Source organism: Ruminococcus sp. (assembly GCF_024691275.1).
GTDB lineage: Bacteria > Bacillota > Clostridia > Oscillospirales > Ruminococcaceae > Ruminococcus.
The window spans coordinates 37,519-50,682 of sequence record NZ_JAILNU010000065.1; the positions used below are offsets into that span (position 1 = coordinate 37,519).

General features: G+C 43.2%; 11 protein-coding genes. 6 read left to right on the forward strand and 5 right to left on the reverse strand.

Annotated features, from left to right (window positions below; all coding sequences use genetic code 11):
- Window positions 1-52: 52 nt before the first annotated feature.
- Genes aepY through K6G33_RS07880 form a run of 5 tightly spaced genes read right to left on the reverse strand, consistent with a single transcriptional unit; the run spans window position 53 to window position 5,483 of the window.
- On the reverse strand, window positions 53-1,174 hold the full coding sequence (gene aepY, locus K6G33_RS07860; protein WP_296778046.1) for a phosphonopyruvate decarboxylase: 1,122 nt from the start codon (window positions 1,172-1,174) through the stop codon (window positions 53-55).
- An 11-nt stretch (window positions 1,175-1,185) separates the two neighbouring features.
- Complete coding sequence (locus K6G33_RS07865; protein WP_296778048.1) at window positions 1,186-1,896, reverse strand: NTP transferase domain-containing protein; 711 nt, start codon at window positions 1,894-1,896, stop codon at window positions 1,186-1,188.
- 9 nt (window positions 1,897-1,905) lie between these two features.
- On the reverse strand, window positions 1,906-3,201 hold the full coding sequence (aepX, locus tag K6G33_RS07870; protein ID WP_296778051.1) for a phosphoenolpyruvate mutase: 1,296 nt from the start codon (window positions 3,199-3,201) through the stop codon (window positions 1,906-1,908).
- Between the two features lie 12 nt (window positions 3,202-3,213).
- Window positions 3,214-4,347, reverse strand: coding sequence for a 2-aminoethylphosphonate aminotransferase (locus tag K6G33_RS07875; RefSeq protein ID WP_296778053.1), 1,134 nt, complete (start codon window positions 4,345-4,347; stop codon window positions 3,214-3,216).
- Window positions 4,348-4,376: 29 nt separating this feature from the next.
- Complete coding sequence (locus K6G33_RS07880) at window positions 4,377-5,483, reverse strand: NAD/NADP octopine/nopaline dehydrogenase family protein (RefSeq protein WP_296778054.1); 1,107 nt, start codon at window positions 5,481-5,483, stop codon at window positions 4,377-4,379.
- Window positions 5,484-5,948: 465 nt separating this feature from the next.
- Between K6G33_RS07880 and K6G33_RS07885 the strand changes: the two genes are divergently transcribed.
- From K6G33_RS07885 to K6G33_RS07910, 6 genes are all read left to right on the forward strand, one after another.
- Complete coding sequence (locus K6G33_RS07885) at window positions 5,949-6,488, forward strand: hypothetical protein (RefSeq protein WP_296778057.1); 540 nt, start codon at window positions 5,949-5,951, stop codon at window positions 6,486-6,488.
- 12 nt (window positions 6,489-6,500) lie between these two features.
- Window positions 6,501-8,000, forward strand: a complete 1,500-nt coding sequence (locus K6G33_RS07890; RefSeq protein ID WP_296778059.1) for a dockerin type I repeat-containing protein — start codon at window positions 6,501-6,503, stop codon at window positions 7,998-8,000.
- A 263-nt stretch (window positions 8,001-8,263) separates the two neighbouring features.
- The gene (locus K6G33_RS07895) at window positions 8,264-9,913 is read left to right on the forward strand and encodes a GGDEF domain-containing protein (protein WP_296778061.1); all 1,650 of its coding nucleotides are present in this window, start codon (window positions 8,264-8,266) and stop codon (window positions 9,911-9,913) included.
- A gap of 251 nt (window positions 9,914-10,164) precedes the next feature.
- A complete protein-coding gene (locus K6G33_RS07900) occupies window positions 10,165-11,181 on the forward strand; it encodes a hypothetical protein (RefSeq protein WP_296778064.1) in 1,017 nt (338 codons plus the stop codon).
- Window positions 11,182-11,186: 5 nt separating this feature from the next.
- The gene (locus K6G33_RS07905) at window positions 11,187-11,990 is read left to right on the forward strand and encodes a hypothetical protein (RefSeq protein WP_296778067.1); all 804 of its coding nucleotides are present in this window, start codon (window positions 11,187-11,189) and stop codon (window positions 11,988-11,990) included.
- Window positions 11,991-12,009: 19 nt separating this feature from the next.
- A complete protein-coding gene (locus K6G33_RS07910; protein ID WP_296778069.1) occupies window positions 12,010-13,101 on the forward strand; it encodes a hypothetical protein in 1,092 nt (363 codons plus the stop codon).
- Window positions 13,102-13,164 lie beyond the last annotated feature (63 nt).

Below are 13,164 nucleotides of genomic sequence, written 5' to 3' on the forward strand. Positions count from 1 at the left end.
CGAGAACGGCACGAGCCTCATGAATCCAAAGCTGCCGTTCTCAATCGGGCTATTATAAAGTCTTTAAATACTCCATGAAGTTCTGCTTGTTCTCGAGTGCAGTCGTAGTAGGTCTGCCGAGATCATCACGCGCACCGATAGAACACTTGACTTCGATAAGACTGAGTTCATTTCTGCCCTTTGCTGCCTCGAGTTCCTTGTCAAGATCATCGAAATTGTCAACGCATACTGCATTCGGATAGCCGCAAGCCTTTGCAATGCCCACAAGGTCTATCTGTGCAGCAACTGTCGGCATACCGCCAACTGTCTCATGTGCGCCGTTGTTGATGACAACGTGTACGACGTTCTTCGGCTTGTTTGCGCCAAGCACTGCCATGCTGCCCATATGCATGAGAACAGCTCCGTCGCCGTCTACGCACCATATTCTCTGATCGGGCTTGTTGATAGCAACACCAAGCGCAATAGAAGAAGTATGTCCCATAGAACCAACTGTCAGGAAGTCATATTTATGGCTCTGACCGTTAGCAACACGGGTCTCGAACAGCTCACGGCTTGGCTTACCTGTTGTGGAAACGATCGGGTCTTCACCTGTTGCCTTGACGATATGCTGAATTATCTCCTCGCGTATCATCTTGTTGTCATTCTTATATGCAACTTCGGGAGCATTTGTCAGTGCGCCCTTGCGGACAACTATCGCAACTTGCTTGCCTGTTTCCAGTACCTTGCGGAAATCAGCCATTACAGCAGTAAGCTCGTCCTCGGTAGTATCCTTGCTGAGGATAAACGTCTTAATATCCATATCCTCCAGCAGCTTGACAGTTACTTCGCCCTGATAGATATGCTGAGGTTCATCGTGAACACCCGGCTCTCCACGCCAACCCACAATGAAGATCATAGGTATAGCGTACACCTTGTCATTCAGCAGTGAAGCCACTGGATTGATGATATTGCCTTCGCCTGAATTCTGCATATACACAGCAGGCACTTTGCCTGTAGCAAGATGATAGCCTGCTGCAAGAGCTGTACAGTTGCCCTCGTTTGCAGCAATTATATGATGCTTCTGGTCTATGCCGTAGGTATCCATAAGATAATTACAAAGCGCCTTCAGCTGTGAATCAGGAACACCTGTATAGAAGTCAGCTCCGATAATATTTACAAAACTTTCTACTTTCATTAGTATACTCCTCAATTATATTTCGCATAGTCAGGATCAAATTCCTCAAGTTCAGCAACGGAATCTATCTCAACGATCTGATCGGCAGTTACCTCATTTATCACAAGCTGTAACTTTTCTAACTGCTGGTCAACGATCTCGTCCCAATAGAGCTGTTCATGACCTTCGTGCTGATATGCTTCCTGTACGGCATTTGCTATGATCTCAGCATCTTTCTGCCTGAAGTAGGATACTCCGACCATATTGTAGGTATCTGTGCCGCACTTGCCCACTCTTGTGATGATCCCATTATCATCAAGATCAAACACCCAGTCATCGGAATAGCCCTTTACCATCTTGCCATAGTAGCAGGAGCGGTCAAGCTTTGCCGTGAAGATCGAGGGATCAGAAACGAACAGGTCTGCCTCACAAATAAAGCAGTTTGCTGTTTTCATGACTTCGGCAGCCGCAAAAATGGAAGAAATATTGTTTTTCACGGTATATTCCTTGTTCTCGATGATAGAAACATTCGGGTATTCTTCTGTCAGATAGCGAAACTGTTCGCCGAGATAGCCCACAACGATATAGATATGCTCAACGCCGCGCTGTTCTAATCCGTCTATAACGGTGCTTATCATAGAACGTCCATGCGCTTTGACCAAGGGCTTAGGCACTTTCTGAGTCAGCGGAGCCATTCTGGTTCCGAGACCTGCTGCCATTAATATTGCGATCTCTTTTTCCATAGTCACACCTTACAGTTCGTCGATCAATGTGATGATATTCTTTATAGACATCAAGCGGTCGTCAACTTCCTTCGCTCTGTGATTTTTAAGAATATCAATTGCTGTCTGCTGCATTGCAGGGAATGCGCTTCTGGTGAGCTGATTAGCATAAATAACGATATTTACGCCGTGTGCAGCGAGCTCATCTTCTGTGATGATATTGAAAGATGTAGGTACGACAACTATCGGTGTCTTCTTATCCTTTTCGCGGAATTTATCGCAGAATTCAAGTATCTCAGCAGGATCCTTCTTACGGCTGTGTATCATGATGCCGTCAGCACCTGCTTCTGCAAAAGCAAAGGCTCTTGCAAGTGCATCGTCCATTCCCTTTTCGAGGATAAGGCTCTCGATACGTGCGATTATCATGAAATCATCGGTAAGCTGTGCTTCCTTGCCTGCTCTTATCTTGGCGCTCATCTCTTCGATAGTAGCCTGTGTCTGCTCGACCTCAGTACCGAAAAGCGAGTTCTTCTTCAGTCCCTTCTTGTCCTCGATGATGATAGCGCTTACGCCCATTCTTTCAAGTGAACGGACAGTATATACGAAATGCTCTGTAAGTCCGCCTGTATCGCCGTCAAAGATGATAGGCTTAGTAGTTACTTCCATGATATCATCAATTGTACGGAAGCGCGAAGTCATATCAACAAGTTCGATGTCAGGCTTGCCCTTTGCTGTAGAATCGCAGAGGGAAGATACCCACATTGCATCAAACTGATCCAGTTTGCCGTCTACCTCAACAACTGTCTTTTCTGCGATAAGACCTGTCAGACCGCTGTGTGCCTCGATAGTCTTGACAACAGGACACATCTCGATAAGCTGACGAAGTCTTTTTCTGCGGTACTCAGGCATAGCAAGCTTTTCTCTGAGCTGCCTGTCGATCTTCTTTACGACAGGATTATATGTGTACGGAACATCAATTATCTCGCCGCCGTATTCAGAGAGCTTCTTCTCAACATTGGCACGAATAGCTGATGCAGCGCCTTCCTTCCAGTTGTCACCGTGAATAATATAGTCAGGATGAAGTTTTTCGATAACGTCATCATACATTGCACTTTCCTGGATCACAACTTCATCTACGCCGTCCAGCTGCTGATAAAGCTTTACTCTATCCTCTAAAGAGATAGTCGGGAACTTGTTAAAACGGATCAGTGCTTTGTCGCAAAGGGCTCCGACCACGACTCTGCCATACTTTTTGGCATTTTGAATTATATTGATATGCCCCTCGTGAATCACATCGGTGCAAAAACAAGTATAAACAGTTTTCATCTTAATCCTCCATTAATCCTTATATATTACAGGGATCTGAATGTTGTTTTCTTTTAATGCCTCTTTGAATACAACAAAGAAATCCTTGATATCCTGCTCGTCGATGGCACCGAGTGCGCAAAGGCGGAATGTATTCGTAGTGGATATCTTACCCGGATAGATAGTGAAGCCTCTGTCATAGCAATAATCATGAACAGCCTCAAAGCTCCAGTTTGGATCATCAGGATATACAGCAGAAGAAACAAGTCCTGTTCTCCATTCAGGCTTTATCACCTGACGGAAGCCAAGCTCGTCCAGACCGTCATTTATAGCATTGAATACTCTTGTATGACGAGCCCACTTTGCTTCTTCACCCTCAGCCCAGTATTCCTTCAACGCCTGAATAGTGGAATAGATCGTCTGAACAGGAGGAGTGAAGTGCATCTCGCCTGTACGCTCAAAGAAGTCGTACTGAAGCCAGAGATTGCAGTAGTAGGAGCGCTTCGGGTATTCCTTTGATTTCTCGATGATATCCTTTCTGCCTACAACAAACGAAAGACCTGTGAATGCCATCAGACCCTTCTGAGCGGAAGCCATGCAGAAATCAATATTGTCCTCATGAACATTGATAGGACGCATTGCATAAGTCGATGTAGTATCAACAGTGAAAACTGCACCGTATTTATGTGCCAGAGCACCGATCTCACGAATAGGATTCAGGATACCTGTTCCTGTTTCGTTATGAGTAGTATGAACAAGTGCGATATCGGGATTATTTTTCAGCGTCTCCTCCACAACAGCAAGGTCAGGACGCTGATCTACAGGAAATTGCAGATCAATGTGAGGCAAGCCGTAAAACTGGCATATCTCTACAGCTCTTGTACTGTAAGCACCATTATTTACAACAAGCACCTTCTTTCCCTCGGGAAGAAGCGAATTAATGCATACGTCAATATTTATAGTACCGCTGCCGCAGAAAAGTACAGATGTGTACTCATCAAGATCACCATGAACGATCTTGACAAGATCCTCACGCAGTCCCTTCATAAGTCCGCCAAACTCCTTTTCACGCGGACAGATATCAGGTACGACCTGTGCATACTTTACAGTATCAGTCGTGGTTGAAGGACCCGGGTTCAAAAGGATATTTCTTTTAATAGACTCCATTTTAATACAATCTCCTCTAATATATATTTTCAATCAGTTTCACTGTGATATAAGGCATATATATCTTCAACTGAAGTGATTCCAAACTCTGCTAATTTCAGTGAGTTCATCTCGCCGCTCACTTTTCTGTACCAATCCATAGTATCCTTAACATTTGGCACATCTACGCCAACTATCTTTGCAAATTCCTCGATAATAGCAAGTCCGTAAGGGAAATCAGCCGTGAAATACCTTGACTGAAGATCAGGTATCCAGCCGTTCGGAGTTTCGATCATCGGAGAAGTCAGATTATGCAGGCTTTTAATAGTGCTTATCTTCTGTGTCATAGCCTGTACGGTTTCGCTTTCATAATGTATCTTCAAAGAGCGTACATAGGAAAGATCCATTTTATCAAGCTTATGGCATATCTCCTGAAGTTCCTGATCGCAGGCAAGCAGGAGTTCCGACGATCTGTCGCTCCAGTCGCCGTAGAACAAAGGATTTCTTTCGTAAAATACGCCTTCTTTGTAATCCTCGAACAGTGTCTTCAGTCTTGTTGTATGAAGGATAGGATTGCTTGGTGTAAGAGTAACGTTCAGATAGTTAGGGAGCGGGATACAAGGGATATCCCATACATACTCAAAGAACGGGCTCCACTTTTCTGCCTGATCGGCAGGAATGGAAGCAAGGAACAGCTCACTGCGCAAGCCTTCGCAGCGTACTCTCTTTCCATACTGCTCAAGTCTCGCAACAGAAGGTACTCTCTGTAAACCGAGAAGTATCGCGCCAGCCTGTATACATTTCCTGAATGCGAACTCCGCACCGCCTGTACCGGGAATAACGCAAATGCACATTCCTTTTTCGATGAATGGCAGCATATCCTCTGCAAGTTCGGGCAGCTTAAAGGCAGGATATGTGACTAAAACGATCTGACAGCCGCTTATTGCTTCTTTAAGATCGTCAGTAACGAGACTTATATTTCCGTGCGTTACTTCGTCGAACTCATTTACTATTTCAAGCTCCTTGCTGAATTTATCGGCTTTTGAAGAAAACATACTGACTTCATAGCCCTTTGAGGCACAGATACACGCAAACTGTGTACCGATATTTCCGCCGCCGATAACCGCAGCTTTACTAACCTTATTACAGAACTGCATACAATTCTCCCTTCATTAATGAGTAACAAGATGCACTCACATTGATAAATAATTATTATTTAACATAATTCGGACCATTTGATCCAAAAGAAAAATCTTATCTATCATGATCTTGCCATGCCGAACAATATATGTTCTGCCCCTGTTATACGAACTTTTTCCCTGATCGGGTCCGCCTTCTTCAAAAGCCGTATTGCGAGCGGGCAGACCACAGCAACTATATTTAAGTATAGCAAAAACCATACAATAAGTCAAGTCTTATCAACGCTTTTTCGGCATTCCGCTTTCCCCCACCCTGCTAAAGAAAAATCAGGCAGCTATATAAAAATTCTGACGATATCTGCCTCCTGACGACAGTCTCTCTTTTTGTTCATAGAAAATTTTCATTTGCTTCGCACATTTCATTCTTCTGATACGTTAAACTATTATAAAAAAGCGTCTCAGCCTGCAAAGGAGGGTATTTATATGAAGCTGACCACCAAAATACTATCCGCGATCACCGCAGCGGCAATATCTGCGGGAACTTCCCCATTGTTCCCCGCAGCCGCCAATGCAGCAGATACTATGGCAGTAAAACTGCCGAACTGGATACCGCAAGACTTTGAATCCGCTCTTGAATTCCGCAATACATATGGTGATACACATATACAAAACGGCTGTTTATGCGTTTTGTTTACCGAGTCATCGAAAGAAGTGGAACTACCTGACGACGAAAAAGTACGCTATACCGTCTGCGAAAACGAATATGCCGATTACGGCGATCATACAGAAACGCTCTCAAACGTGTTTGCGAAGGAGATATTCCACGAGACCTTCACTGTCCCAGATGAAATGGGAACTTCCGACCTGCAATTCGAGGTTGTGGTTTATCTTCCCGAAATATCGGGAAGATTCGATGTCACACTGTACGATGCGACAAAAAAATACGTGAACTGCATCATGCCTACATATTCTTTCTGGACAGACGGCAATTATACTATAACAGAGACCGATCTTCACGGCTGAGTGCCTGACTGTATGACAGAATTCAAGGACTACCGCGAAAAACACGGTGATATCGCCGTAGTTGACAATTACGTGACATTCTGTCTGGAAACCGCAGGCGGTACGAACTATTCATGGACAAATACCAGCAATTACGACTACGGCGAGGGAATATTCGGCAGTTACAGCCAGTTTAACTGTTCCGAAGTTGCTGTATCACCGCCTCCAGGTTCGCCCGAGTACGTTGTTGATGTAAATCAGGCCGATAATGATGGTCTCGCCAACTTATCGTGGAGCTATGCTCCTCGTCACGCTTCAGAAAAGGTCGCAAAAGTACTGAATGCTGACTGTATGATAACCGATAATACCAAAACCGTGCTCCTGCCCGAAATGGTGCGCATAAAAATAGTCGATGCCGATACAGGCGAGCTTCTCACAGACCCTGTTCCGCAGATAACTCCACAGATAAAGGTCAGCGAAGACGGCATCTATGTAGATCATTCATTTGAATTCGACTCCAATCCATACATCTGGAACGACGATATACACCTGAACTCAGACTACTTCAAGCTTGAACTCAAACAGAACAATATCCCTGACGGGTACACCCTTCCCGAGGACTTTGAGGAAGTCACGAAATACGTCAACGGCGCTATGGATATAGTCTTTAAGCTGAAAAAAAGCCAAACAGACCTTCCGACAGGCGCAACGCGCATAACCCTGTTGGACAGCACTACAGGCAAGCCCGTGCCGAATTATGTCCTCGTGAACCGTCCGTACTCTTTCAGGATCGACATACGTATCCGCGATATGTACACAGGTCCGATATATACTGTAAATTCCAATCCGTGTACTTATGTCGACAATCTTGCTGCTGTCTATAAAGATGCGGACAGCTTCACTTTCAGCTGTGACGAGCAGCCCGAGATCACAGTAAATGATAACGACTCTATGGAGATTGTACTAAGGATAAAGCCAGACAGGATCGGCGACGTGAACAGCGACGGCATATTCAGTCTCTCCGATCTGGTAATGCTGCAAAGATGGCTGCTGGGAAGAACTGATGCCAAGCTTACCAACTGGGAGGCAGCAGATTTCTGCAAGGACGACAAGATAGATGTGTTTGACCTCTGTCTTATGAGAAAAGCTCTTTTGATAAAAGGCAATGTGCCTTATGCTCTCAGCGTTATCTTATCAGGCGGAGTAGAGGGCATATTCAAAGAGTACAAGGTCTACAGCAAAGACGACGGGTATTTTCTTTCATATTACAATAGGCAAAGCCGCATGAAAGAACCTTTAGTCATAGAATTATCCGAGGAAGAATACCATAAACTGATGTCGCTGGACTATTCAAAGTATATCTCATATGAAGACTATGACAAATACAGCCCGACAATTTCAGATGCAATATATTCCCTCGGAAGTATCTCCTGTGTCAACGGATATGACCTTGATCTCAACCATAACGTCGGCAGTCTTATCAAAAGGCTGGAAGACATCGTAATAGATTACACAAGGAATCAAAAGATATAACAATAGTATAAAGCGTTATATAAGGCGGTATCACCAAAAGCTGTGATACCGCCTTATTAATTGAAAAGCTGCAAACGAACATGAACATCACGCTCAACAAAGGTGCAACCAATTTTGGTGATTGCCGTTAGTTTTTTACTTATTGTTCATTGATTTTTCAGTAAAAATATGATACAATTAATATGATAAAAATCCCCCTTTTGAGGGATCACATATATTTCACGGTAATAAACGGCTATATACTGGAAATCTTTGGAGGAACTATGAAAAAATCATCTCATTCCGGATTGCTTATGCTGTCAGACATAGCTACGCCGTTCCTGACGCTTTTCATTGTTATATTTGTGTATATCTTCTTTTGTCCGCCAAGCAGCCACCCCGATAATGAAGTTATAGATATGACAAAAGGCTGGATCAGTCAGGACGGACAGGCAATCTCAATACACAACCTGCCAAAAGGTGATCTTGTTCTGACGCAAAGCATTAAGGATATCCAAAAGTATAATCAGAGCATTTGCCTGAAAAGCTCCGATACATGGCTCGAAATAGCATTTGACGGTCAGACTGCCTACAAGTATGCACCTGTACAGGCGCCTATCTTCGGCGCGTCATACGGTATGTATGTACATATGGTCTCCATACCTACCGATGCATCAGAGATCACATTGACGCTGCACCCTATTTACAAGGATAAAACTGCGAATATATCGTCTATCTGTATCGAAGATGCTGCCTTATTCATTGCGGACGTATACCATCAGGGTATGTTTAATTTCTTCCTGTGCATCATCATCGTCGCATTCGGAATAGTCATGATGATAATGGGTCTGACCACACGAAGACTGAACGAAAGCAAAATGCTGAACTTCTTCTCGCTCAGTTCATTTGCAATACTGGTAGGTACATGGTCGTCAAACGACACATATCTTCTTCAGACCTTTACCAATCACCCTGAGATGGTGAAAATGCTCAGCTATCTGTGCCTTATTTTTATCGCTTATCCGCCTGTATCCTTCATGGCAAGCGCGACCGAAAACAAGCACACGAAGTTCCTGCCTGCAATGGTCGTACTCATTGCGCTTAATCTCGGAGCTAATATGCTCCTTTCGTGCTTCGGCATATTCGACCCGCATGATATGCTCATATTGTCACATATTAATATAGGTGTGGCAATGGTCATGGTTATCCTGCTTATGGTAAAGGCTATCCGCAGAAAGAGCCTGAATAAATTCTTCATAAAGATGACGCTGTTAGGTATGACCGCGGCTTTGCTTGGTGTCAGCATAGACCTTGTACGCTTCTGGACGGACAAGAACGGATCATACGGTGCAAGTCCGTACACAAAGCTCGGTGTGCTCATCTTCATCTTCCTTGAAGGCGCATACCTTATAAAGGAACGAGGCCGTCTTGCTGTTGAACGCGAACGAGCTGAACTCATGGAGAAAATGGCTTACACCGACGGACTTACCGAGCTCGCCAACCGTGCTGCTTTCCACGAGAAGGAAACTGCAATAAGCAGCGAAAAGAAGCCCTGCTTCATCGTTCAGCTGGATATCAACTACCTGAAAACAGTCAACGATAAATACGGTCATGCCGAAGGCGACAAACACATAATCGCAGCCGCTGACTCTATCCGCGAAAGCTTCTCGGATATCGGCACCTGCTACAGAACAGGCGGCGATGAATTCATCGTCATTGCGGTCAATACCAACGAATCTGCTGTCAGACAGGCTCTCGACAAGCTTGAAAAGGCTGCTGCAAAGTACAACCAGAAGGAAGACCCACCTGTACCGCTTGAACTGGCTTACGGCTACGCGGAATATATCCCCGAAAAAGATGTGCTGGAAGCCGCAGAAAAGCTCGCCGATGAGCGTATGTACGTCAAAAAGCGCAGAATGAAAGAGGGAAAATAACAACACATGATATATCAGGAAGGCAGCTTGTGCTGCCTTCTTTTTTATTCATGGTTTTTTCTGAGATCACTGATGCAGCAAGTTATTTTCTTGGTGTATAATACTAATAGTTTATTTTAGCATATATTGTAAACTTTTAGTGAAACTGCTTGTATAAACTTTAGGTTTATGTTATAATCAATATGGATAACTATGCTTTTGAGATAATTATTTTTTGTTTTATGTAAAATGTATCTACGAGGTGAGGCAGTATGAAAAAACATAAATCAGACAACATATCAGCCTTTTCTGATGAAGATATAAGAAATATCCGCAGGTCAGCCATTATAAAGTTCGCTATAGTCTGCATTTTCATTGTTATCATGATCGTCTTTAATACAATAAGCTGGTTCACAATGAACACCGACGTAAAAGGCTCGGGAATGTCCATAGCCGCAAGAGGTCCCGATTATGAGATACTGGTGCTGGAAAATGGTTCTAACGGTCAATACTATGCCGATTATCATCGTTTGGTGGCGGATTCCTCCGCCGTAGTCTGGCAAATGGTTGATGCCAATAATATGGGAAATTATAATGATACCTCAGAAAACCCGGGCATTAAACCCGGCTCTTATGGAATGGTCTCATTTTATGTAAAACCGTTGGTCAACTCTGTTGATCTTAGCTTTAACTTTGAAATATTCGGGTATAAGTATGATAAAGATGCTGCAAATTCAGCAGATAAGATGAAACTGCTCGATTCCGATGAGTCGCCTGCTGTATTCCTTAACGGTCATATTCTTCTATTTGAAGAAAGAACAGGTACATCTGAGGATAATTTCATTTACAGCAAACCTATCCTCTCAAATAAAGATATGCAGAGAGTTATAAGCCAAAAAACATACACGAAGAAGGCTAATGATGCTCCTACGCAAGTTGATATATACTGGATCTGGCCTACAACTCTAAGTAAGGTTATTGACGCAAGAGATTGCACAAAAATATCTGTTACCGAAGCGCCTTTTACAAACAAGACTCCATACAGCGAATCATCAGGCACAAATGCTTATAACGAAGTCGTTGACAATATCAGGACTTTTCCCGATTATTACTGTAAGGGCGTGAACCGTCCTGCTAATACGAGTGCGATGCTTTCTGAGGCAACAATAGTTACAGATTATGATAAATACGGAGATTACTACGATCAGGCAGATAATGATATTGGAATGGGTGTCGATTTTATCCTGTTAAAATTATCTGTTTCGCAAGTGTCTTCCTCCGGGGAGTGATACAAGTGAATAAAATTCTCGAAAAATTCAGAAAAATGAAAACAAGTCAGAAAATAGAGTTCTTACTTGCATCACTTTGTACTATCTCCTTTTTAATAGGAATGCCTGTCTGGGCTTGGTTTTCAGGCGAGAACAAAATGGAGACTATGACAAAGATAAAAGAACCCGAAAATCTCGACATAAGAGCCGGTCACTATCATTCTATTATAAATTTTGAACTCAGCGATATCAGTATTGAAGATATGTATGACACAGCAAATAATGTCTCAAAACCTGAATATCGTGTATTCAGCGTAAGTGCAGGTGACTATAGGATACCATATAAGCTACAGCTTGCACATACAACAAATATCCCGTTCAAGTATTCAATATATAAAGCAACAGAGGTCGATTCAGCCGGAACAAATACTGTTGCATATAAACCAATTTATAAGGATCCTGATGACCCTACAACAAACGGCAGAAACTACTATTATCAGATCGGTGAAGAAGTCACTCTTTCAGCTCTTAACGGAGATGAAACAAACGAAGTATATTACGGCAGACAAATCGCAAAAAATGGAGATGCCTGCTATATCAAGACCTATGAGGACGAAAACGATGAACCTGAAATATATGCAGTTCCCGTGTATCTGCAATCGGAAACTATAACGCCGACCGAGAAGGGCGAGGAAGCACATGATTACTTCATTCTGAAAATAGAGTGGGATCATGAAAACTCAGCAACGAATTTTACCAACTGGAATAAGGCGGAAAACAACAAAGAAACAGATATTATCTATATCACAGCAAGCCGAAGCACAGGCTGATGAAAACGAGGTGAAGATCATGGAAAAAATACTGAAAACGTTAAGAAAGCACTGGACGAGAGTTTGGCTGATAGCCATTCTGTTGATCTCAGGCGGCGTTTATGTGACCTATTCGATCTATACAGAGGTATCATCTGTAAAACGCGTTGTTTCGACACAGGCTTCACCTGTTGATATGTTCTCATCAAACTGTATGCGCCCAGATATTTCGAGCAGACGGCTTTCTTCGGCTGAATACAGCATTACAGTATGTAATTTCGATCAGGACAAGCCGACTATATATAACCCTTCAACTATCAGCTACACACTTCACGCTGAACTTCAAGTGGGAGAAAATCATACTAATCTGGCAACATATCTCGCTGCTCTGGATCAAACAAATGCTGAGCAGAAAGCCAAATATGACAGCTACTTAGGAAAAGCTGAATTATACTTTATATACAAAACAGAGGACGATGCAACAGGAGCAGTTGCAAGATCAGCGAACGGTTTTACTCCCAACAACGGCTTTACAGTAAATCTGGATTCTGATACTCTTGCACCTCAGAAGTCTTCTGTCGATATGTATAAAGTTGAAATAGACAGTTCTTCAATCAATGATCCCGACACTGACATTTTTGTCCATGTTTGGGCAGTTCCGACACCTCCGACCACACTCAGGACTATCGAAACAAGATTGTATGGTGCGGCATCTTCATCAAATACAGCCACATGGACAGGAACATTTATCGAAACAGACTGTGCTGCCGTTGATTATGACTTCTATAACTATGTTATTACAGGCAGCGGCGAGGGAACGGTCGATATCTTATGGGATCCAAGCAAATTCAATATAAACGAATTTTTCTTCAACGAGTCCCTTTCAGGCAATACATTTGTCGGCAGGAATACTCCCACAGAGATCGCAGGATCTGATACGAAGTACGGAAGCGAAAAATATGACGGAAAATATGTCGGCTGGAGCAAGATAACTCTCAGCGTCGGAGCTGTCAACTCAAAAAACAGATATGAACTACAGCTATATAAGACTGCATCGGACTCTCTTACGGGAGTTTCCTATACGGGTGACAATGCAGCGACAAAATATATCGACTGCTTCTTCAACACATAAATCCAATGATTATAAGCCGATATTCCATAAAGAACTTTCCGTGAATACAAGAGTGGTGATAAT